At 64.8% G+C, this 21122-nt stretch carries 20 protein-coding genes; 7 read left to right on the forward strand and 13 right to left on the reverse strand.

What is annotated here, in order from left to right; all coding sequences use genetic code 11:
• Positions 1-18: 18 nt before the first annotated feature.
• Positions 19-582, reverse strand: a complete 564-nt coding sequence (locus ACRVY7_RS17025; protein WP_431817903.1) for a Rho termination factor N-terminal domain-containing protein — start codon at positions 580-582, stop codon at positions 19-21.
• A 187-nt stretch (positions 583-769) separates the two neighbouring features.
• On the opposite strand from ACRVY7_RS17025, the gene ACRVY7_RS17030 reads away from it, so the two are divergent.
• Positions 770-1039: a DUF7218 family protein gene (locus ACRVY7_RS17030; protein ID WP_049699098.1), complete on the forward strand. Its 270-nt coding sequence runs from the start codon at positions 770-772 to the stop codon at positions 1037-1039.
• 75 nt (positions 1040-1114) lie between these two features.
• Here the strand turns inward: ACRVY7_RS17030 and ACRVY7_RS17035 are convergent, their stop codons facing one another.
• From ACRVY7_RS17035 to ACRVY7_RS17075, 9 genes are all read right to left on the reverse strand, one after another.
• Positions 1115-2230, reverse strand: a complete 1116-nt coding sequence (locus ACRVY7_RS17035) for an NAD(P)-dependent alcohol dehydrogenase (protein WP_431817904.1) — start codon at positions 2228-2230, stop codon at positions 1115-1117.
• 57 nt (positions 2231-2287) lie between these two features.
• Positions 2288-3472: a cytochrome P450 gene (locus ACRVY7_RS17040; RefSeq protein WP_431817905.1), complete on the reverse strand. Its 1185-nt coding sequence runs from the start codon at positions 3470-3472 to the stop codon at positions 2288-2290.
• A gap of 16 nt (positions 3473-3488) precedes the next feature.
• Positions 3489-4676 (reverse strand): NAD(P)/FAD-dependent oxidoreductase, encoded by a 1188-nt coding sequence (locus ACRVY7_RS17045; RefSeq protein WP_431817906.1) that lies wholly within the window; start codon positions 4674-4676, stop codon positions 3489-3491.
• Complete coding sequence (locus ACRVY7_RS17050; RefSeq protein WP_270485212.1) at positions 4673-4873, reverse strand: ferredoxin; 201 nt, start codon at positions 4871-4873, stop codon at positions 4673-4675. The genes ACRVY7_RS17045 and ACRVY7_RS17050 overlap by 4 nt, the downstream gene beginning before the upstream one ends.
• A 153-nt stretch (positions 4874-5026) precedes the next feature.
• On the reverse strand, positions 5027-7522 hold the full coding sequence (locus ACRVY7_RS17055; protein ID WP_431817907.1) for an ATP-binding protein: 2496 nt from the start codon (positions 7520-7522) through the stop codon (positions 5027-5029).
• Positions 7523-7627: 105 nt separating this feature from the next.
• The gene (locus ACRVY7_RS17060; RefSeq protein ID WP_431817908.1) at positions 7628-9064 is read right to left on the reverse strand and encodes an aldehyde dehydrogenase; all 1437 of its coding nucleotides are present in this window, start codon (positions 9062-9064) and stop codon (positions 7628-7630) included.
• Between the two features lie 63 nt (positions 9065-9127).
• Positions 9128-10366 (reverse strand): cytochrome P450, encoded by a 1239-nt coding sequence (locus ACRVY7_RS17065; RefSeq protein ID WP_431817909.1) that lies wholly within the window; start codon positions 10364-10366, stop codon positions 9128-9130.
• A gap of 60 nt (positions 10367-10426) precedes the next feature.
• On the reverse strand, positions 10427-11440 hold the full coding sequence (locus tag ACRVY7_RS17070) for a PDR/VanB family oxidoreductase (protein ID WP_431817910.1): 1014 nt from the start codon (positions 11438-11440) through the stop codon (positions 10427-10429).
• An 88-nt stretch (positions 11441-11528) separates the two neighbouring features.
• Positions 11529-12302 (reverse strand): IclR family transcriptional regulator, encoded by a 774-nt coding sequence (locus ACRVY7_RS17075; protein ID WP_431817911.1) that lies wholly within the window; start codon positions 12300-12302, stop codon positions 11529-11531.
• A gap of 137 nt (positions 12303-12439) precedes the next feature.
• Here ACRVY7_RS17075 and ACRVY7_RS17080 point away from each other — a divergent pair, with 137 nt between their 5' ends.
• Genes ACRVY7_RS17080 through pcaC form a run of 5 tightly spaced genes read left to right on the forward strand, consistent with a single transcriptional unit; the run spans position 12440 to position 16599 of the window.
• Positions 12440-13627, forward strand: coding sequence for a 4-hydroxybenzoate 3-monooxygenase (locus tag ACRVY7_RS17080; RefSeq protein ID WP_431817912.1), 1188 nt, complete (start codon positions 12440-12442; stop codon positions 13625-13627).
• On the forward strand, positions 13612-14454 hold the full coding sequence (gene pcaH / locus ACRVY7_RS17085; protein WP_431817913.1) for a protocatechuate 3,4-dioxygenase subunit beta: 843 nt from the start codon (positions 13612-13614) through the stop codon (positions 14452-14454). Before ACRVY7_RS17080 ends, pcaH begins: the two co-directional genes overlap by 16 nt.
• Entirely contained in the window at positions 14451-14999 is a 549-nt protein-coding gene (gene pcaG, locus ACRVY7_RS17090) for a protocatechuate 3,4-dioxygenase subunit alpha (RefSeq protein WP_431817914.1), read from the forward strand. The genes pcaH and pcaG overlap by 4 nt, the downstream gene beginning before the upstream one ends.
• Positions 14996-16234 (forward strand): lyase family protein, encoded by a 1239-nt coding sequence (locus ACRVY7_RS17095; RefSeq protein WP_431817915.1) that lies wholly within the window; start codon positions 14996-14998, stop codon positions 16232-16234. The genes pcaG and ACRVY7_RS17095 overlap by 4 nt, the downstream gene beginning before the upstream one ends.
• A complete protein-coding gene (pcaC, locus tag ACRVY7_RS17100; RefSeq protein WP_431817916.1) occupies positions 16231-16599 on the forward strand; it encodes a 4-carboxymuconolactone decarboxylase in 369 nt (122 codons plus the stop codon). Before ACRVY7_RS17095 ends, pcaC begins: the two co-directional genes overlap by 4 nt.
• A 110-nt stretch (positions 16600-16709) precedes the next feature.
• Here the strand turns inward: pcaC and ACRVY7_RS17105 are convergent, their stop codons facing one another.
• Together ACRVY7_RS17105 and ACRVY7_RS17110 are read right to left on the reverse strand one after the other, a co-directional pair.
• Positions 16710-17504: an IclR family transcriptional regulator gene (locus ACRVY7_RS17105; protein WP_431817917.1), complete on the reverse strand. Its 795-nt coding sequence runs from the start codon at positions 17502-17504 to the stop codon at positions 16710-16712.
• A 2-nt stretch (positions 17505-17506) separates the two neighbouring features.
• Positions 17507-18310, reverse strand: coding sequence for a LuxR C-terminal-related transcriptional regulator (locus ACRVY7_RS17110; RefSeq protein ID WP_431817918.1), 804 nt, complete (start codon positions 18308-18310; stop codon positions 17507-17509).
• 111 nt (positions 18311-18421) lie between these two features.
• Between ACRVY7_RS17110 and ACRVY7_RS17115 the strand changes: the two genes are divergently transcribed.
• The gene (locus tag ACRVY7_RS17115) at positions 18422-20158 is read left to right on the forward strand and encodes an AMP-binding protein (protein ID WP_431817919.1); all 1737 of its coding nucleotides are present in this window, start codon (positions 18422-18424) and stop codon (positions 20156-20158) included.
• Between the two features lie 315 nt (positions 20159-20473).
• On the opposite strand, the gene ACRVY7_RS17120 is transcribed toward ACRVY7_RS17115, so the two are convergent.
• Complete coding sequence (locus ACRVY7_RS17120; protein WP_431817920.1) at positions 20474-21106, reverse strand: pyridoxamine 5'-phosphate oxidase family protein; 633 nt, start codon at positions 21104-21106, stop codon at positions 20474-20476.
• Between the last annotated feature and the right edge of the window lie 16 nt (positions 21107-21122).

A 21122-nucleotide genomic window follows, 5' to 3' on the forward strand; every position in this document is an offset into this window, starting at 1 on the left:
ACAGGTCAGAGCCGGGCGTCACGCGCTGCCGATTGCGCTCAGCAATTCCGCCTTGGTCATCGACGAGTAGCCCTTGATTCCCTTGGCCTTCGCCTGCTCGCGCAACTCCTTGACCGTCGGCGACTTGGCTCCCGTCGACTTCGCCGCCTGCGTGGTCCCAGACGGCTTGGCCGTGGGTGCCGCACTTTTCGCTGTCGACGCCTTGGGTTCCGCAGATTTCGATGCCGACGTCTTGGGTGCCGCTGTCTTCGGCGCCGCAGTCTTTGGTGCCGCAGTCTTTGGCACGGCTGTCTTCGACTCGGCCGGCTTCGCACTCGCGGCAGGCTTAGGCTTCGACGCGGATGCGCTCGGTGTTGGTTTCGGTGCGACGACGGCACGCGGCGCGTCAGACGACTCGACCTTCTTGTCGTCGGATTCACCAGAGATCGCGCCTATGCGCTTCAAGAGTTCTCGACGCAGCGCGTCGGTTTCGCTCGCAGCTTTTCCGAGTTGCTTCTCTGCCAGCTTCCGCACATCGTCGAGGCTCTGTTGGAGTTCGCCGATCTGCTTCTGCAGACGCTTGATCGCCTTCTTCTCGCCCATGCCTTCTGCCCTTCGTCGCCGTAGATTGCAGGACCCCCGTACCCGAGGGTAGGCACTCCCCTGCTGCTAGAGGCGGATTTTCGCCGACCTTGTCGTGTCGCGATGGAGCACGTCGTCGTGTATCCGCTCGGCGCGTAGCGTTGAAAGCGCCACAATCCGACCGATTCAATCCGACGAGGAGGCATCCATGCCAGAGCGCGATCCGGGCCCGTCCATCAAAGATGACGAGCTCTACGAGAAGCTTCGCGACGAGGGAAACTCCAAGGAGAAGTCCGCGCGTATCGCCAATGCCGCTGCCGCGCAAGGCCGTTCCAAGATCGGCGAGAAAGGTGGCGAGTCCGGATCATATGAAGACTGGACCGTCGACGAACTACGCTCGCGGGCAAAGGAACTCGGGCTCCACAACTACTCGGACCTGAAGAAGGACGACCTCATCGACAAACTGCGCGAGCACTGACGACGCGCGGGTACCTAACGAGAAACGACGACGGGCCTGCGGCATCGAGCCGCAGACCCGCCGAACCCTCCACGATCAAAGTCGAATAACCGGTTTGATGGTCTTGCCGTGGTGCATATCGTCGGTCGCGGCGTTGATCTCGTCGAGCTTGTAGTGCGCCACGATCGACCGCAGCGGGAATGATCCGCTCCGATACAGTTCGACCAGCACCGGCAGGAGCGTCTCGGGTTCGCTGTCGCCCTCGGTGATACCGATGACCTTCTTGCCCACCAGCATGTCTTGGACACCGAGCGAGACCTCTGCACCAGCGACGGAAGGTGCTCCGATGACACCGCAGGTGCCGTCGACTCCAAGCGCCAGAACCGCTGTCTTGAGCACCGCGGGCACCCCTGTGGTCTCGACGGCGTAGTCGAGTCCGAGTCCTCCGGTGAGTGCGCCGAGTTCGTCTGCCACATCCTGTATCGACGCGTTGATCGTATGGGTGGCGCCGAACTCCCGCGCGGTGTCCAGACGCTCGGCGACCAGATCGATCGCGACGATCGTGGCGTCGGGAGTTTGCGACGCCGCGTAGATCGCCGACAAACCAACGGCGCCATTCCCGAACACGGCGATGGTCGACCCGGGTTCTGGCTTCAAGATGTTCCAGATCGCGCCGATGCCGGTCTGCACACCGCAGCCCAGCGGCGCGATGACCGACAGATCCTCATCGGACAGGTCGTCGGCAACCTTGACGACGCTGCGCTCGGTTACCAAGGCAAGCTCGGCGAACGACGACTGCCCAAAGAAGCTGCCACCAATCTCCTCATCGCCGCGGTGCAGTGGTGCGCTGCCGTCGGGCCGCGTACCGCAGATGAGGTTGCGCGGCACGAACTCGAGGCAGTACGCGGGATGCCCTGCCCGGCACTTCACGCACCGCCCGCAACTGGTGAAGCTGAGCAGCACCTTGTCTCCCGGCTTCACCTTGGTGACGCCACTGCCCACGCGCTCCACGACGCCCGCTCCCTCGTGGCCGAGAACTCCAGGGAACTTGAAGGGAATCGCGCCGCCCTGCACTACGAGGTCCGTATGGCACAGGCCCGCTGCAACGATGCGGACCACCACCTCGTCTGCGCGCGGTTCGTCGAGCGTGATTGTGTCGATGGTGAACGGCGCACCAGTGGATTCGATGACTGCCGCACGTGTTTCGGTCATTGTCTGGTCCTTTTCTCGGATGGTGGTGACGGTGAGCAGGTGTGGTGATGCGTGAGGTCAGGAGATCCGCACCGGGACGGAGGCGAATCCGCGGGTGACGTTGTTGAGGGCGCGCACCGGTTCGCCGGTCAACTCGAAACCACGTACACGCGGAACCAGCGCCTTGAATACCGCGAGGGCCTCCAACCGTGCCAGGTTTTGTCCGGCACAACCGTGGTTGCCAAGTCCGAATCCCAGGTGATCCATTGGGTTTCGATCGATGTCGAAGACATCAGGAGCGTCGTAGTGACGCTCGTCGCGGTTGGCCGAGCCGTAGCTGTGCAGCACCCGCGAATCCTTCGGGATCACGACCCCTTCGCCGAGATCCACGTCGCGGGTCGTGGTTCGGGAGAAGTACTGGATAGGGCTTTCGAGACGGATGATTTCATTGAACGCAGCGGCAACCTTCGACGGATCGTCGCGCAGCTTCTGCCATTGCTCGGGATGCCTTGCAAACAGCCATGTTCCGGTCGACATCGCGTTGATGGTGGTGTCGAATGCGGCGACCACGTAGGCCAGCAGCAGCCCGAGCGCGTCGTCCTTGGAAATCTCACCCTCATATGCAGCGTCGGCGATCGTTGCTCCGAATGTTCCTGGAGCGAGGCGTCGAGAATCAAACATCTCGGTGACGTACTCGACCGACCCGGCCAGCTTGGGCATGGCGTTGGCCATGCGTTCGTTCTGTGGTCCGCAGCAGTCGAAGCTGCCGGCCGCGAAGTCGAGGAGCTTCGCCCGCTCGTCCGCCGGCCAGCCGACAAGATCCATGATTACGTTGACCGGCAGATCCTCGGCAAGGTCAGTGACGCCGTCGAATTCGCCCATCTCGACGAGCCGGTCGGCGAGTTCTTCTGCACGCTGGTCGATCGTCTCGGCCAACGGACGAAGCTGACGTGGTCCGAGGCGGTCGGTGAACAGTTTGCGCAGTTTGGTGTGTACAGGAGGGTCGACCGCGATGATCGCGTGCGCCCATGCCTCGTTGATGATCGGATTCAGTCCTGGTCCTGCCGCCGACGAGAAGGTCTCCCAATCGCTGAGCGCCTCACGAACGACGTCGTAGCGTGACAGGAACCAGATGTCGTGTGCACTCAGGTGAGTCGCAGGTCCGAGATCACGCAGCGTTTTGTACAGCGGAAACGGATTGTCCAGTGCCTCATCGGTGAACAGATCGATGTCACTGTCGACCGAGATCGGGGCTGTTGTCATTGTGACGGTTCCTTCCTCATTGAAACTGAACTGCTGGGACGTTTTGTTGCTCTCGTGCTTGTTTGCGGAGCCTGGAGACGGGAATGCGGTGGTTCACCGCGGCGACGGTCGTTCCCGCCGGAGATGACCACCGGACCAGCGCGCGACGCTCGTTGAGGTCGCCGGAGATGACCTCCAAGTCGCCTTGTGGCGGGATCGGTCCGGCAATCTTGTAGGCGATGCCGAACGCCTCGGTCCAGAAGTAGGGGTCTGGTGTGTACTTCTCTCTTGGCCCCTCGACCAAGGTTCGTGCGACAGCCTTGGCCTGTCCGATGGCGTTCTCCCAGTGCGGCATTCGCCGAAGCTCACCATTCTGTGGAAGCATGGCAACATCGCCCGCGGCGAGTATCTCGCCGGACGCGAAGCCGTCGCCCTGTGCCCTCGCATAGCCGTCGACAACCACCCAGCCCTGCGCGTCGAGCGTCACTCCGCTTCCACGCAACCACTCGGTGTTGGGGACGTCGCCGATCGCCGTGACCACCACGTCCGCCCGAAATGCTCGCCCGTCGCGCGACGTCACCCTCCGGACCTGTCCCGAGTCCTCGCATTCGACGGCGACTCCTCCGGGACAAACCTCGATGCTGACCCCGTGCTCGCGTGCGGCCGCCAGTGTCAGGCTGCCGAGCGTCTCGCCCAGAACCTGCACCAACGGTGTGCGGACGTCGATGATGCGGACGCGAGCGCCGAATGAGACTGCAGCAGAAGCGACTTCCATTCCGAGAAAGCCACCGCCGATCACTACGACGTCATCGGCTTCACCGAGCGCATCACGCAGCCGGAGCGCGTCGTCGATCGTGCGCACGACGTGCTGTCCGGTGCCGTCTCCGAGTCGGCGAGGACGTCCACCGCTGGCGATGATGAGGTGGTCGTAGCCGAGCACGCGCCCATCGGCTAATGAAACCTGCCTGGCCCCGACGTCGAGTCCGGTGACCGCGCTCGACACACGAACCCTGATCTGGCCGCTGGGACAATCGGGCAACAGCACCGACTGTTCCTCGTCGGTCCCCTTGAGCACACCTTTCGACAGCGGTGGGCGCGCATATGCTTGGTGTGCTTCGTCCCCGAGAACTGTGATCGGATGCGGGTATCCGAGGTCGGCAAGCTCGCTGGCCGCCGTCATTCCGGCAAGAGCACCCCCGACGATGACGGCACCGCGTGCACTCATTGCTGCGTCTTCGCCAGTTTGAGCGCAGCGACCGGGCAGGCGCGGGTCGCGGCTTCGACCTTGTCGGCGAGCTCATCGGGAATCTCCTCCATGAGAACGGTCAGCATTCCCTCGTCGTCGGTCTCGAAGACCTCGGGAGCGACCTCCTCGCAGAAACCGAATCCGTCGCAACGCGGTTCGTCGAACTCGACACGCATCGTTCCTCCTCCAGTGGTGGACGTGATGTAGCGCACTCAATCAGCGCTGATGCAATCGTCGTCACACTCGAGGTTTGGGGCGTCCGTAGGACTACTGCAGTCACTACTGCAGCTGGGCTACTGCACGGTGGTCATGAACATGCGGCGCCAGCGCTACGTCACGCTGGGATGTGCGGCCACGTACCACGAAGCGAGTTCGGTCCTGGTGTGAAAACCCAATCGCACCAAGGACCGTTCGACGTGGCTCTCCACGGTGCGCACCGACACCACGAGGCGCTCGGCGATCTGCCTATTGCTCATGCCGCGTGCGACCATCGAGGCTATCTCGGTCTGCCTACTCGTGAGCGGGTTTTCGTGTGCAGAACTCATCGCCGAAGGTTGCGGCCATAACTCGTGACCATCCCCGGCGCATTCATCACCACACAGTGGGCAGCAGCCACCGTCGACCTCAGAGGATGAACTCGCCGGCTCGTCCGCCAGCACTCGTGTGAGCAGTTCCTCGTGAGATCGTTCGGAGAAGCCGCGCAGGTGATCTCGTAACCCGCTGGGAGACAGCTCAGTTCGAACTTCGAGTTCACACCGGGCGTGTAGGCCGGACAGATCGGGACCGAAGGCGGCAATCGATGTCCCCGACCGGTCCCACAGCGCGCCTGCCGCGCCGAGCAGTTCAGCGGACCGATCTGACAGACGAGCCGACTGTGCGATCCACGCGAGCAACTCGGTCATCAGCGCGGTACCGACGGAATGGTTGAAGATCACGTGGAGAGATACAGCCTCACGTCCCAGGGCTTCGGCATTCTGCAAGTCGCCGCGCAGCCAATCATCCAGTGCGCGAACCCATTGGATGTAGGAGCGGTCCCACCTTTCGTCGTGTTCGGCGCACACCGCCAAGGCGTCGGACGTCACTGCACGACAGTCGTCGCTCTGTCCTGACAACGCCAGGGCCAGCGCGTACTGGAAGGACGCCGACAAGTATCCCGGCCATTCGTCGCAGTCACGTAGCGCCGATGTCGCGGCGCGATAATGGTCGACGGCGAGGTCTAGTTCACCGGTGAACAGTGCCGTCAGTCCTCGCAGTTTGTGTACGTAGCCGTCGATCAGCGGATCGTCGAGTTGCTCTGCCAGGCGCGCGCATTCGCCGAGTCGACGGTCGGCGGCGCGGTGCTCACCTTGGAGCAGACACACCCATGCGGCAACCCAGAGTGCATTCGCGCGGACATGTGGAGCAACGCGGTCCGACGCCGCGTTGTCGAGGAGCTCATCTGCGCGGCGTCGACCTTCGGCAATGTGGCCGTCGGCGTACCACCGAAACCGAAGTGCGCTGAAGATCCTCAGCGCTGTCTCGTAGTCGCCTCGCGAAGTACACCAGTCCATCGCCGCGCGCACGTTGCTCCGTTCGTCGCGAAGACTGCAGACAGCTCCGTGTTGATCAGGGCCGCACCAATTTTCGGTGATCGTCTCGGTGAGTTCGAGATAGTACCTACAGTGTCGCTGCGCGATCTCCTCCGCCTCGCCGAGCAGAGCCAGGCGTTCTGCCCCGTACTCCCTGATGGTCTCGAGCATTCGGAATCGTCTGGTGGGTCCGGTCGTATCCACGTACAGCAACGATTGATCGATCAGCTCACCGAGAAGGTCGATCATCCCCGGCGCACACGGTACGGCGTCGTCGGGAGGCGTCGACCCCGACGTATCGCAGACTTCTCCCGTACATACCCCCTCTGCCGCGGTGAGATCGAATCCGCCTGCAAACACCGACAATCGCGCCCAAAGACGACGCTGCGACGGCGTACACAGCGCATAGCTCCAGTCGATCATCGCGCGCAGGGTCTGCTGCCGTGGCGCGGCAGATCGACTTCCCTTGGACAACAAGGAGAAACGGTCCGACAAATGTGCCACGAGCTCCGACAACGTCAAAGTGCGCAGCCGCGCGACAGCAAGTTCGATGGCCAGTGGCGAACCCTCGAGCCTGATACAGAGCTGAGCTGCGTCGGTGGCAGTGGTGTCATCGAGAGTGAACTCCGGTGCCGCCGCAGCCGCTCGCTCGGCGAGTAGCCGCACCGACTCGTACTGCTCCACCGTGGCCGCCGTGTGGCGTTCGTCGTCGGGCGGGATCGTCAGGTGCGGGACACAGCACAGTCGTTCCTCGGTGATACCCAGAGAGATTCGCGACGTCGCCATGATGTGTACTTGACTCGACGACCGCAGGATCGCGTCGGCAACGGCAATACTTCCCTCGAGTACGTGCTCACAGTTGTCGAGGACGAGCAGCATTTCGCGGGCATACAGATGGTCGACGATCTTCTGCACCGGATCCCGGGCAGATTGATCACTGATCCCGAGTGCGTGCACAACCGCTGCCGGGACCTCGGCGTCGTCTGAAATGGAATCCAGCTCCACCAACCCGACGCCGTCGCGGTAGAGCCTTCCCACCTCGCGCGCCATTTCGAGCGCGAGGCGCGTCTTGCCCACCCCGCCGGGACCGGTCAGCGAGACCAGCCTCGACGCACCGAGCGCCGCGCGAATCTCCGACATCTGCCGTCGACGCCCGACAAAGCTGGTCGAGCGGATCTCGCCCTGCCGCGGAACGTTCGGACGCTCGGTATGCGCCGCCATGCCGACCGACGACACCGACGTCACCCCTGTTGTCATGCACAGCCCTTCGTTGCGCTGTCGGAGTTCTGGATTGGACGTATCCGGGACACCTGACACGCCGACGCCGGTCGTCGACACCCCTCGCCGACGACCGGCGTGTGATCAGGCGTAGATGGACTTGTAGACGAGATATGAGTCGAGCGACTGCGGCCCGAGTTCGCGTCCGATCCCGCTGTCCTTGACACCGCCGAACGGCGCACCGGGGTCGGGAAGGTAGCGATTGATTCCGATGGTGCCGGTCCGCACGCGACGTGCGATATCGCGTCCACGTTCGGGATCGGAGGTCCACACGCTACCGCCGAGACCGTAGTCGGAGTCGTTCGCGATCGCGATCGCGTTGTCATCGTCGGAGTAGCGGATCACCGACAACACTGGCCCGAAGATCTCCTCCTGCGCGATCGTCGACTTGTTGTCTACATCGGCAAACAGCGTCGGCTCCACGAACCAGCCACGGTCTCGATCACTCCTCCCGCCACCGACCACCACACGTGCGCCGTCGCCCTTCCCCTTATCGATGAATCCCTCGACACGATCACGATGAGTGCGGCTGGCCATCGGGCCGATCATCGTCGACGCATCGAGTGCGTCGCCGACCGGAAGGCTCGACATGAATGCGGCCAGTGTGTCGACCACCTCGTCATACCTGTTGTCCGGAGCCAGGATTCGAGTACCCAGGTAACAGGTCTGACCGTTGTTGACCAGCAGGCTCTCGAAGAGCCGCTCCCCCATCACCGATAGATCGAGATTCGCGTCGTCGAGCACGATGGCCGCCGACTTCCCACCCAGTTCCAGCGTGACCGGGCGCAGCATCTGCCCGCAGGTGGTGGCGATCTGCCTGCCCGCTGCCGTCGAGCCGGTGAACGCCACCTTGTCGATGTCAGGATGGGCAACGAGGTAGGCGCCAACCTCACGTCCACCCGGCACGATGTTCACCACGCCATCGGGGATGTCGGTCTCCGCCACCGCCTCGGCGAACAGGAAGGCGTCGAGGACTGTCTCCGGTGACGGCTTGAGCACGATCGTGCACCCTGCCGCCAGGGCGGGTGCGTGTTTGAACGCGGCCAACGCCTGAGGGTAGTTCCATGGCGCGATGGCACCGACGACGCCGACCGGCTCGCGACGTACGTAGGTCTTGCCACCCATCAGGTGGTCCTGCTCGACCTCGAAATCGAAGCCGCGCAACAGATTCGCGTAATAGCGCAGGAGAATCAGCGGGAAGCCCGCTTCGAGCTGTGAGGAGATGGCGATCGGCATACCGTTCTGCGCCGATACGCGACGAGCCATCTCCTCACCCTTGGCCTCGAGCTTGTCGGCGAGCTGATCGAGCGCATCCGCACGACGGGCAGGTTCCCAATTCGGCCAGCCCTGCGGATCGTCGAATGCTCTACGCGCGGCAGCAACTGCGGCGTCGAGGTCTGCCTCGGTAGCCGCGGGAACCGACCCAATGGGCTCCTCGGTGCTCGCCGAGGTGACGTCGATCCGTTCGCTCGACGCGGGAGTCGTCCATCCCCCGATGAAAAGCTTGTCGTAGGTGATCATGTGGTCCTTCTTCCTCTGTGTGGACTGGATGTTGTTGTCAGGGAATGGATGTAGATATCGGAGTCAGGGCACGAGTGCGATGGGGAAGTGTTCCCACGCACGCAACGTGTTGTTGTGGTGGCGACGGGGGACGCCGACGACGTCGAGTCGACGGAATCTGCGCACCAGGGCAGCGAGTACCGCCTCGGCTTCCAGGCGTGCGACGTGCTGTCCGACGCACTGGTGGATACCCATGCCGAAACCGACGTGCCCCGAAGGATCGCGCGTCAGGTCGAAGGTGTCGGGATTCCGCCACCGGCGCGGATCCCGGTTGGCCGAGCCGAGGTACATCAGGATCTTCTTGCCGTCCGGCACCAGGTGATCGCCGACCATCACAGGGTGTGTCGCGGTGCGGAAGAACGTCTGCACCGGCGACTCGAGGCGCACCGCCTCGTCGAACGCGATACGCGCCAGAGAAGGGTTGCGGCGCAACATTTCCCATTGGTCGGGATGGGTGGCGAAGCTCGCGAGCACTGCCCCGATACCGAGCACGGTGGTGTCGACGCCCGCCGACAAGAGCGAGCGCACGATGGTCGGCGCCTGCTCGGTGGTGATGTCGCCGCGGTCTGCTGCCGCCCAGATCTGACCGCCAAAAGTAGGCTCACCGCCGTACACCGTTGCCGCGAGTGACTCCCGGGCGCACTGTTCGTTCACCCATGCCGAGACCTCCCCAATGCGCGGAAGCCCTTTCTGCACAAGTTCATTCGACGGTCCGAATGCGTTGAACAGATGGTCGCCGTAGGGAAGCAAGTTCTCGCGGCCGTCGGCGCCGATGCCCACCGCATCCGGGAAGATCCGCAGCGGAAATCTTTGTGCGATATCGGTGATCGCGTCGAGCTCGCCGTCCGGGAGGGATTCGACGAAGTCCTCGGCGTCGGCGAACCAGTGCTCGCGTAGGCGACGCAGGGCCCGCGGATTGAGGATCGACGACAGCACAGCTCGTGGTGCGTCATGGACGGGAGGATCGGTCTCCAAGAGCAGACTCGGCGGGCGCCAAGGCTTTTCGAAGCGGAAGTTGCTGAGTCCCACCCCGGCACCGGACTGGAATGACTGCCAGTCGGTGAGCGCTGCATGCACTTCCTCGTAACGGCCCATCGCGTAGACGTCGTATCGCTTGAGGTGAACCAACGGTCCCGCGTCACGGAGCGCCGCGTGGAACTCGCCGGGGTCTTCGAGAATCTCCGAACCGAACGGGTCGGCATCGGTTTCTGGAAGGCCGGAGCCGACATCTGGTGCATGCGTTTCGGGGTGTGTCAGGGTCATCGGACTGCCTTTTCTTGTGTGGTGGCCGAAGCACTCATGGCGCGGAACTTTCGGGTCGAATCAGAGGTCGAGGACGAGCTGGTCCGAACGCGACCTGGACACGCACACGAACATGCAGGAGTTGGCTGCCCGCTCAGCGTCGGTCAGGAGCGAATCGCGGTGGTCGGGAATACCGTCGAGGACGTCGGCTTCGCAGGTGCCGCAGATGCCTTGACGGCATGACGAGAGCATCGGGATGCCGGCGGCGTTGATCGCCTCGAGTACCGACTGGCCTGGTGCGACGGTGATGGTCCTTTCGCTGCGGGCGAGGTGCACGTCGAAGTCGCAGTTGCGGGCGGGCGCAGCCAACTCGGCTGCTACGAACCGCTCGATACGCAGTCGGCCCGGGCGGTGTCGATTGGCCGCCGCTCCCACGGCGTCGAGCAGTGGCGCGGGGCCGCAACAGTAGATGGTGGTGTCTGTTGGAGTCGCCGCCAATGCTTCGTCGAGATCGAGCAGGCCATGCTGGTCCTGGGGCCGAACCGACACGCGCGAGTCGGTGGCGAGTTCGTCGGCGAAGGCCATCGACGACCACGTTCTACCGCCGTAGAGCATCGACCAGTCACTACCGAGGAGGTCGGCCTGGCTGATCATCGGCAGAATTGGCGTGATTCCGATTCCGCCTGCGATGAACAGGTAGTGCGACGACGGTACGAGTGCGAAGTTGTTTCTCGGTCCACCGATCGGCAGCACATCGCCCACCTCCAGGCAGTCGTGAATGTATGCCGAGCCACCTCGACCCTGCGGCTCCCGGAGTACGGCGATCCGGAAGCAGAACGGGTTCCAGCGGTCGCCGCAAAGCGAGTACTGCCGGACCTTTTCGCCCGGAAGGACGACGTCGATGTGCGATCCGGGCGCCCAGTCGGGCAGCCTGAACCCGTCGGGGTGTGCGAGCGTGATCGCGCACACGCCGTCGGCGATCATCTGCTTGTCGACGACCTTCAACGTCAGGCCGTCCGCAGCGGCCGATGGGACGAGGCGCGGTACGTCGGATTCCCGACCCGCGGCATCCGAGGGTGCAGTTGCTGTGGTCATGGTCACACACAGTGGCTGCATGTACGGCACAGCACAACGTCACTTCCATTGAATGGAAGTGGGCCGGGGTGCGACTGTGTCGTTCCGGTCAGACCTCGGGTGGCGCAGGAACGATCGGTCGGCCGAGCTCGCGACGGATTCCGTGTGCGGCCGCTTGGAGTGCGGGGATGTGAGCCATCGGATTGTCGGTGCACGGCACGATCACCGACAGTGCCGCGGCCACTTTGCCCGCGCTGTTCTTCAACGGGACCGCAATCCCGAGCGCGTCGTCGTGGATAAACCCGGGACACACGGCGACGCCGGTGCGACGGATCTCTGCGAGTACAGCGCGCAGATTTTCCGGGTCCGTGATCGTCTGGGCGGTGTACGACGTCAACGGACGTCGAAATATCTGGTCCTGCAGTACGGGCGAGGCGTTGGCGAGCAACACCAGGCCCGACGACGAGGCGTGCAGAGGCAACCGGCCGGCGATTCGGGTGACGTTGATGACCGCCCCCGGATTCGACAGTCGCTCGATGAAGAGCACTTCGTCGTCCTCGAGAACCCCGAGCTGGACGTGATGACCAACCACCGCGTGGAGATCCTCGAGAAATGGCATGGCGGCATCGCGGAGGTCGCGAGTCGGCGACGCGCGGGACGCGAGTTCCCACAATCGCACTCCGATACGAACTCGGCGATTGTGGTCTCTGCGCAGCAGTCCGTGTGCCACCAACTCGTCGACGAGTCGCGAAGCCGTCGATAGCGGGAGGTCGGCCTGTTCGGCGATGACAGTGAGTGGGATCGCCACGTTGTCCGGGTCGAAGACTTCGAGTATGCGTACGGCACGCGTGAGGACCGACTCGCCGGCGGTGGATCTCGCCATGCAGCGACGGTGACAGTTTCCGACGACTGGTGCCACCGATTTCGTTGTCTTGCGCTCTGCTTTCTCACTCAGTGAAAAGCTCTGCTAGGTTCTGTGACTCAGCTCTCCCTATGGTTCTCCCTGAAGGGAGGTCACAGATGACCAACTACGCCAGCACGACGCGAACGCGGGTCGCCATCGTCGGCGGCGGACCCGCCGGGCTCGCGCTCTCGCACCTGCTCTCGGTGGCAGGAATCGACAGCGTCGTCATCGACAACCGGACCCACCACGAGATCGAAACCACCCATCGCGCAGGCATTCTCGAGCGCGACAGCGTTCGACTGCTACTCGATTCGGGCGTCTCCGACAGGGTCCTGCGCGACGGTTACGAGCATCAGGGAATCGACCTCCGCTTCGGCGGCGTCAGTCACCGCATCGATTTCCAGAAGCTCGTCGGGGCGTCGTGCTGGCTCTACCCACAGACCGACGTCTTCCTCGACCTCCACGCAGCACGCATCCGCGATGGTGGCGACCTGCGTTACGGCATCTCCGACGCGGCCGTCACCGACCACCGCGAGGCACCCCGCCTCACCTACACCGACGTCAACGGCGCACGTCACGAGATCGCGGCCGAACTCGTCGTCGGAGCCGACGGCTCGCGCAGCATCTGCCGCGATCTCGTCGACGATCCGCAGCGCTACTTCCGGGAGTACCCGTTCGCATGGTTCGGCATCCTCGCCGAGGCGCCGCCGAGCGCACCCGAACTCATCTACACCCGATCGCCGCACGGCTTCGCGCTCATCAGCCAACGCACCCCGACCGTGCAGCGCATGTACTTCCAATGCGACCCCACCGAGAACCCGGCCGACTGGTCCGACGACCGCATCTGGGCAGAACTACAGCGCCGCCTAGCGGGCAGCGACGGCTTCGCGCTCAAGGAGGGGCCGATCATCCAGAAGAGCGTGTTGCCCTTCCGTAGCTTCGTGCAGTCACCGATGCGCGACGGCAAGTTGCTCCTCGCAGGCGACGCTGCCCACACGGTGCCACCCACCGGCGCCAAGGGACTCAACCTTGCTCTCGCCGATGTCCGCGTCCTCGCCGACGTCATCGAACGCGCTCTCCTCAAGAACGACGACGCCGCGCTCGACTCCTACACGACGCGCGCCCTCGAACGCGTCTGGAAGGCACAACACTTTTCGTACTGGATGACGACGATGCTCCACCGCATCTCCGACGCCACAGACTTCGATGAGCTCCGACAGCTCGGTGAGCTCACCACACTGGTCTCGTCCGAGGCCGGATCCACCTATCTCGCAGAAGGTTACACAGGATGGCCACACCACTGATCCCGCGTCAGGAGCAGGCAGCGCCCGACGTCGACGCCGCCCCACCCGTCATCTCGTCCGACGCCGCGACGGGGACACAAGCCCAGATCAACGCCGAAATCGGCTCGCTCGCAGCCGAATACCGACGTGAGCGCGCTGCTGGAGCCGCTGAAGAACTCAGACCCCGACTCGACTATGCCCCCTACCGCTCGAGCATCCTGCGGCATCCGACCAAGGACCCGCACCACGCCGACCCCGAGGGAATCGAACTGTGGGCGCCCGCATTCGGGCAGCGCGACGTCGACCCCCTCGAAGCCGATCTGACCATCCAGGCCAACGGAGATCCCGTCGGCGAGCGACTCGTCGTTACCGGGCGCGTGCTCGACGCCGACGGCCGTCCGGTGCGCAACCAGCTGGTGGAGATCTGGCAGGCCAACGCCGCCGGGCGCTACATCCACAAGCGCGACCAGCATCACGCACCCATCGATCCCAACTTCACCGGTGTCGGCCGTTGCCTCACCGATAACGAGGGCAACTATCACTTCACCACCATCAAACCCGGGCCGTATCCGTGGAAGAACCACCACAACGCGTGGCGGCCTGCGCACATCCACTTCTCGCTGTTCGGAACCGATTTCACGCAGCGACTCGTCACCCAGATGTACTTCCCCGGCGACCCGCTGTTCGACCTCGACCCGATCTATCAGTCGATCGTCGACCCTGCCGCACGCGCTCGACTCGTCGCCACCTACGACCACGACCTGACCCAGCACGAATGGTGCACCGGATACCGCTGGGACATCGTGCTCACCGGTAGCGCACGCACCCCGATGGAGGAAGCAGAATGAGCCTCGCCCCGACACCCGGCCAGACGGTCGGACCGTTCTTCCACTACGCCCTGCCCTACCCGGGCGACAACGAACTCGTGCCATCGGGTCATCCCGATCGAATTCGCCTGCACGGCACTGTGTTCGACGGGAACGGCATGCCGATTCCGGACGCCCTGATCGAGATCCGCCAGGCCGACACCGACGGCAGCATCCCGACCACCCCCGGTTCCCTGCGGCGCGACGGCTTCACCTTCACCGGCTGGGGTCGCGCGAAAACCGATCGGGTGGGCCACTATTCGTTCAGCACGGTCACACCGGGCGCGACACGTCCTGGCGAGGCAGCGTTCTTCGCCGTGTGCGTCTTTGCTCGCGGCCTGCTCGATCGCCTGCTCACCCGCGCCTACGTACCCGGCCACGAAAGTCTCGACGACGCCGTGCTCTCCGGTGTCGATGCCGGTCGTCGGGCCACACTGATCGCGGTCCCCGACGACACCGGATACCGCTTCGACATTCACCTACAGGGCGATTCGGAGACGGTGTTCCTGCAACACTGGAAGTCATGAGCGATCTGTTGTGGCCCGGCGACCACCGGGCCGGAGACCTTTTCACCGACGCCGCCATCCGCGACGCAATGCTGCGCGTGGAGTCGGCGTGGTCTCGCGCCCTCGTCGAACACGGTGTGGCACCTGCGGACGCCGCGGTCTCCGTCGACCAATTGACCTCTGCTGCAGCCAATCTCGATCTCGAGCAGCTGTCGGTCGAAGCCGAGGCCGGAGGCAACCCGGTCATCCCGCTCGTTTCGGCGCTCCGCAAGGGCGTGAGTCCCATCGCTGCGAGTTGGCTCCACCGTGGCATGACGAGCCAAGACGTCGTCGACGCCGCGCTGGTCCTCGAATCGCGACGCGCCTTCACTCGCATCGCTGGCGAGTTGCTGACCCAGGTCGATGTGCTCAGCGACCTCGCGGAGAAGCATCGGGAGACACCGCAGATCGCTCGGACGCTGACCCAGCAGGCGGTGCCGTCGACCTTCGGGATGAAGGTCGCGCACTGGCTCGACGGCGTGCTCGACGCGTACGACGAAGTCACGGGACTGCAGTTCCCCGCCCAGTTCGGTGGCGCCGCGGGCACGTTGTCGGCTCTCGTCGAACTAGCTGCTGCGCAACAGAATCCGCAGGAGACTGCGCTGGCGGTGACACGGAGCGCCGCACACTCTCTCGACCTCGACGCAGCATCGCCCTGGCACGTCGTACGTACTCCGTTCACCCGCTTCGCGGCTGCAGCAACCACCGCCATGTCGTCGTGGAGTCATATCGCCAACGACGTTCTCGCGCTGAGCAGGTCGGAGATCGGTGAGGTCACCGAAGGCGCGGGTGGCGGGTCGTCGACGATGCCACACAAGGCCAATCCCGTACTGTCGGTGCTGATTCGACGCGCCGCGATAACCACTCCCGCACTGGCATCGACGTTGCAACTCGCATCGGCCGATGCCGTGGACGAGCGCACACCCGGCGGCTGGCACGCCGAATGGGCAACCCTGCGAATCCTGCTGCGGCGCGGCGTCGTCGCGGCATCGCAGACCACCGACCTGGTGAGCAATCTCGACGTTCATGCAGACGCGATGGCATTCAACCTGTCGGCCGCCGGGACTTCGGTGTTGTCCGAACAACGATCGATGGCCGAGCTTGCCGGCCATGACCCGATTGGCCAAAATGTCGGCGTCGCACCACTTCTCGTCGACGCGACCCTGCGCAGAGCACAAGAGCTGACCCGAACCCGACTAGCAGAGAGGCCCCGATGAGCCGCTACGACGACGGCATGACAGTACGACGCGAGGTGCTCGGCGACGCACACGTCGACCGCGCGACCGCTGCCGCAACCGACCTGACACGCGAGTTCCAGGAGTTCATCACCGAGTACGCGTGGGGCACCATCTGGACGCGCCCCGGCCTCGACCGCCGCAGCCGCTCGATGATCACGCTGACCGCGCTCATCGCCCGCGGACACCACGAAGAACTCGCGATGCACCTGCGCGCCGCCCGCCGCAACGGCCTGACCCTGGACGAGATCAAGGAGGTCATCATGCAGTCCGCGATCTATTGCGGTGTGCCCGACGCCAATACGGCCTTCCGCATCGCGCAGCAGACGTTCGCGGAAGACGCCTGACCGCTGGCCGAGCCCCTCCGTCGCCGGTCGAGCCGTCCGTCGCTGGTCGAGCTTGTCGAGACCACCCGCTGGTCGAGCCCCTCCCCGCTGGTCGAGCCTGTCGAGACCACCTACGCGCTGTCGGCGACCCCCGCGCGCCCGGGCGGAACCGGCCCCGGGGCGCCGAGCTGTCGCCCGATGCCTCGCGCCGCAACCTGCAGCGCCGCGAGAAGTCGCGGGCGATTTCCGCGAAGAGTCCCGACCACCACGCCCAGCGCCGCGACCACCCCGTCGGGTCCCCATACCGGTACCGCGATCGAACACGCGCCCACGGTCATCTCCTCCGCCGTCGTCGCGTAGCCCTCGTCGCGCACGCGCTGCAACTGCTGCTCCAAAAGCTGCGGGCTAATCAGAGTCCGTGGGGTAACCCGCGTCAACGACGCCATGACCTCATCGCGAATCTCCTTGGGCGCGTAGGCAAGCAGCACCTTGCCCACCCCAGTCGGCGGCATTGGTAACCGGCTACCCACCTTGCTCACCACCGGCACCGATTCGTTCCCCGAGATCCGATCGACATAGAGCACCGACGTTCCCTCGCGCACCGCGATATGCACCGTCGCCTTTGTCGCGGCGTACAGGTCGTAGACGTACGGTTCGGCGATCTCGCGCACTCCGGTCTGGATCGGCGCGAGCAAGCCGAGATCCCATACCCGTCTGCCGATGACGTACCGCCCGTCGGGGCGTCGAACAAGGGCACCCCACCGTTCCAGTTCACCGACGAGCCGATGCGCGGTGGGTACGGCAAGGTCGGCGCGCTGAGCCATCTCGCTGAGCGTCAACGCACGATGCGCCTCGTCGAATGTGCTGAGTAAAGCGAGGGTTCGCGCAGCAACCGATGCTCCGGGAACCGACGTGTTTCCGGCCATAGCTACGGAAGCAACCCTGAACGTCGAGCAATGACAACGGCTTCCAGCCGGCTCGACGCACCGAGCTTGCGCAATACGTCTTTCATGTATCCCTTGGCGGTCTGCACCCCGATGTTCAACTCCTCGGCAATTCTCGCATTGGTGTAGCCGAGTGCGGCGAGGGTGACCACATCCTGTTCACGACGGGTCAGGCTGAGCGTCGTGGGCTCGTCCGATTCACCGTCGAGCAGGAGGTCGGAGATACGCGCGATCTGATCCGCGACGGCGACATCGTCGACGTCTCTCGCCAGTGTGCGGAGCTGCGCGTAGGCCTCGGTGATCCGATCACGAAGTCCATCACCCGCAGCGGCGTCGGACGCGACCGTCGCGCGCGAGGCGACGATCTGCTGTTCGAGCTCACGCGCCTCGACAGCGAGTGCGTCCAACGTCCGATCGCCGATGGCTTCGTCGGTTCGCAAAGCGCCGTAGATCACCGCGACAGGCCTGCGTTCGACGATGACCGGCGCGGCCGCCATCGCACGCAGGCCCTCGGCCGCGATGATCGCGTTGTACCGATGGGTGATCCGCGGGGTACGCAGATAATCGTCGACGACCATCGGGCGATTGAGCGCCATGACCTTGCCGCCGAGTCCGTGCCCGGCATCAACGGCAACGCCGTTCAACGCACCGTAGGTGTCGCCGACGAAATGTCGGAGACGCAGACCGCGCGAGCCGTGCACCACACCACCGAACGCCAACGACACACCCGTGCCGCGACGCAGACGACGCAACGCATCGGTGACCGGCGCGGTCAACGACTCAGCCATGTCACCACCTACCTCCTGACCCCTCTTCGGGGGGTTCTGCCCATGCGACGTCGCATTCGAGAATCACTCCTCGAATGTGATTCAGCTTACTCTGGCAGTAAAGGTGTGGATATGACACAGACGTCCTTGGCCGGCGACCGCGCGCGACGCGAGTCGATTCAGGCGCAATTGACCCCGGCTGTCACCTCCGACCTCGACGCCTGGCTGGAGCTTTTCGGCTCACCCGACGCCAACGCTGCGTCGCTGCTGGTGGACCGCCACGACCCCGAATCGGTCGCGTTCACCACGGTCTCGCTGCGGGATTCCGTGCCGTCCACGCAGGCCCCGCGCTCCCCGCAAGCCGCGCAGTCGCTGATCGAGCAGTCCCCGCCGGCCGAGCAACCCTCGCTGATCGAGCACTCCCCGCTGATCGAGCGTGTCGAGATCACCTACGGCCAGCTCGCAGCGGAGTCTCGACGCCTCGCCACCGCGCTCGCCGGTATGGGTGTCGAGCGCGGCGACCGCGTCGGAGTCCTCATGGGCAAGCGCACCGAGCTCGTCGTCTCGCTACTGGCACTCGCCCGACTCGGGGCCGTCTACATTCCGCTCTTCACCGCCTTCGCCACCCCCGCGATCGAAATGCGACTGCGGGCAGGCGGCGCCTCCATCGTGATCACCGAGCCGAGCCAGGCACCGAAGCTCGACGACATCGACGGCCTCACCACGATCGTCGCGGGCGAGCAGTTCGACGCTCTCATCGCCGACAACGATCCCCTCGACCACTCCGTCGCGGTCGGCGGTGACGGCACCCTGATCCTGCTGTTCACGAGCGGCACGACAGGCGCTCCGAAGGGTGTGCCCGTTCCGCTGCGCGCGTTGGCGTCGTTCTCCTGCTACATGCGCTACGGCCTCGACGTCTCCGACACCGACGTCTTCTGGAACGCCGCCGACCCCGGCTGGGCCTACGGCCTGTACTACGGCATCCTCGGCCCGATGGCGATCGGCCGACCAAATGTGTTGCTGCAGGCGGGTTTCACCCCAGAGGTGACCGCCACGGTGCTTACCGAACTGGGCGTGTCGAACTTCGCCGCCGCGCCAACGGTGTACCGCTCGCTGAGCAAGAACCCTGCGATCAACGGCTTCTCGCTGCGCCGAGCATCGTCGGCGGGCGAGCCGTTGACACCCGATGTGATCACCTGGGCGCGAACAGCTCTCGGCACCGAGGTTCGCGACCACTACGGCCAGACCGAGCACGGCATGTTCATCAACAACCACTGGGCCGACGACCTGCGTCGACCACTGATCCCCGGTTCGATGGGACAGCCGATGCCCGGATTCGCCGCAGGAATCGTCGACGACGCCGGCGCCCCCGTCACCGAACCCAACGTCACGGGACAGATCGCGATCGACGTCCCAGCCAGCACCGGCTACTGGTTCGCCGGATACCTCGACGCCCCGGAGAAGACCGCGTCGCGCTACACCGAGGACGGCCGTTGGTACCTCACCGGCGACACGGGCCACCTCGATGCCGACGGCAACTTCTTCTTCAGCTCCCGCGACGACGACGTCATCATCATGGCCGGCTACCGGATCGGCCCGTTCGACGTCGAGAGCGTCCTCATCACCCACCCGTCGGTTATCGACGTCGCGGTGGTCGGCCGACCCGACGACCTGCGCGGCGAGGTACTCGAGGCGTTCGTCGTACTGGCCGACGGCGTCAGCGGCGACGATGCGCTGGAGGCCGAGCTGCAACAACTGGTCAAGACCGGCTTCGCCGCGCACGCCTACCCACGCACGGTGCACTTCGTCGACGCGCTGCCGAAGACGCCGAGCGGCAAGATCCAGCGGTTCGTCCTACGTCAGCGCTGACGGGCGGCAGCCTCTCCCACCGGTCGAGCAGGCACCCCCCTCTGGTCGAGCGGGTGCCTTCCCCAGCTGGTCGAGCGGGGAACCATTCCGCTGGTCGAGCGGGGCTCCATTCCGCTGGTCGAGCGGGCGCCTTCCCTCGCTGGTCGAGCGGGCGCGAGCGCAGCGAGCACCCAAGTCGAGACCACCCAAGCCGAGTCGGGGCGCCTCCCCCCCGCTGGTCGAGCGGGCGCCTTCCCCGCTGGTCGAGCGGGCGCGAGCGCAGCGAGCACCCGAGTCGAGACCACCCAAGCCAAGACCACCCCGCCCGCCGGTCCCTCACCCCACCAGTGCGCGCACCGAAGCCGGGACCGCGGCGGGATCGCCGGTGTACGTGATCGGGTCGTCGAACACCGTGCGCACGGGTACCACGCCGGTCCACGCGTCGGTGTCGGCGCCGGGTCTGCCAGTCCGCGCCTTGGCAATCCACTCGCCGTCGACGATCGGCAGCCGCAACGCGGTTGTCGCGGCGAGCTCTTTGCGTGTCGTCGTTGGCGTTTCAGCAACACGACCGGGAATCAGCTTGTCGCTCAGTGCATCCAACACTTCGGCCGGAAGTTCGGCATCTCGTGCCACACCACGTACCACTGCTGACCGGTAGTTGGCGGAATGGTCAAACAGAGTCTCGGCCACCACAATTCCGTCGAGCAGAAAGACACTAAACGCGACCGGAGCGCCCGACGCCACCTGTCGTAGTGCGCCTGCACCGGTGGACCCGTGCAGGATGATGTCGTCGCCGACACGCGCGAACAGCATTGGCACAGACCACGGCCAACCGTCGACCACTGTCGAGAGCGTTCCGACCTGCGCTGTGTCGAGGATGTCGTCGAGCAATGCGCGATCGCCTTGACGATCGGGTTTACGGGTCAATGCGGTCAGCACGTCGGGCTGGGTGTCAGGGGCTGTAGACATACCGACCATCGTTCGC

Source organism: Gordonia jacobaea (assembly GCF_965344965.1).
GTDB lineage: Bacteria > Actinomycetota > Actinomycetes > Mycobacteriales > Mycobacteriaceae > Gordonia > Gordonia jacobaea.

What these genes read in the sequence shown, in the direction of transcription:
- ACRVY7_RS17045 (WP_431817906.1), bottom strand. Translation starts at nt 4,676, where the DNA reads ATGAGTGCACGCGGTGCCGTCATCGTCGGGGGTGCTCTTGCCGGAATG.
- ACRVY7_RS17040 (WP_431817905.1), bottom strand. Translation starts at nt 3,472, where the DNA reads ATGACAACAGCCCCGATCTCGGTCGACAGTGACATCGATCTGTTCACC.
- ACRVY7_RS17075 (WP_431817911.1), bottom strand. Translation starts at nt 12,302, where the DNA reads ATGGCGAGATCCACCGCCGGCGAGTCGGTCCTCACGCGTGCCGTACGC.
- pcaH (WP_431817913.1), top strand. Translation starts at nt 13,612, where the DNA reads ATGGCCACACCACTGATCCCGCGTCAGGAGCAGGCAGCGCCCGACGTC.
- pcaC (WP_431817916.1), top strand. Translation starts at nt 16,231, where the DNA reads ATGAGCCGCTACGACGACGGCATGACAGTACGACGCGAGGTGCTCGGC.
- ACRVY7_RS17065 (WP_431817909.1), bottom strand. Translation starts at nt 10,366, where the DNA reads ATGACCCTGACACACCCCGAAACGCATGCACCAGATGTCGGCTCCGGC.
- ACRVY7_RS17060 (WP_431817908.1), bottom strand. Translation starts at nt 9,064, where the DNA reads ATGATCACCTACGACAAGCTTTTCATCGGGGGATGGACGACTCCCGCG.
- ACRVY7_RS17110 (WP_431817918.1), bottom strand. Translation starts at nt 18,310, where the DNA reads ATGGCTGAGTCGTTGACCGCGCCGGTCACCGATGCGTTGCGTCGTCTG.
- pcaG (WP_431817914.1), top strand. Translation starts at nt 14,451, where the DNA reads ATGAGCCTCGCCCCGACACCCGGCCAGACGGTCGGACCGTTCTTCCAC.
- ACRVY7_RS17105 (WP_431817917.1), bottom strand. Translation starts at nt 17,504, where the DNA reads ATGGCCGGAAACACGTCGGTTCCCGGAGCATCGGTTGCTGCGCGAACC.
- ACRVY7_RS17115 (WP_431817919.1), top strand. Translation starts at nt 18,422, where the DNA reads ATGACACAGACGTCCTTGGCCGGCGACCGCGCGCGACGCGAGTCGATT.
- ACRVY7_RS17025 (WP_431817903.1), bottom strand. Translation starts at nt 582, where the DNA reads ATGGGCGAGAAGAAGGCGATCAAGCGTCTGCAGAAGCAGATCGGCGAA.
- ACRVY7_RS17035 (WP_431817904.1), bottom strand. Translation starts at nt 2,230, where the DNA reads ATGACCGAAACACGTGCGGCAGTCATCGAATCCACTGGTGCGCCGTTC.
- ACRVY7_RS17070 (WP_431817910.1), bottom strand. Translation starts at nt 11,440, where the DNA reads ATGACCACAGCAACTGCACCCTCGGATGCCGCGGGTCGGGAATCCGAC.
- ACRVY7_RS17030 (WP_049699098.1), top strand. Translation starts at nt 770, where the DNA reads ATGCCAGAGCGCGATCCGGGCCCGTCCATCAAAGATGACGAGCTCTAC.
- ACRVY7_RS17055 (WP_431817907.1), bottom strand. Translation starts at nt 7,522, where the DNA reads ATGACAACAGGGGTGACGTCGGTGTCGTCGGTCGGCATGGCGGCGCAT.
- ACRVY7_RS17120 (WP_431817920.1), bottom strand. Translation starts at nt 21,106, where the DNA reads ATGTCTACAGCCCCTGACACCCAGCCCGACGTGCTGACCGCATTGACC.
- ACRVY7_RS17080 (WP_431817912.1), top strand. Translation starts at nt 12,440, where the DNA reads ATGACCAACTACGCCAGCACGACGCGAACGCGGGTCGCCATCGTCGGC.
- ACRVY7_RS17095 (WP_431817915.1), top strand. Translation starts at nt 14,996, where the DNA reads ATGAGCGATCTGTTGTGGCCCGGCGACCACCGGGCCGGAGACCTTTTC.
- ACRVY7_RS17050 (WP_270485212.1), bottom strand. Translation starts at nt 4,873, where the DNA reads ATGCGTGTCGAGTTCGACGAACCGCGTTGCGACGGATTCGGTTTCTGC.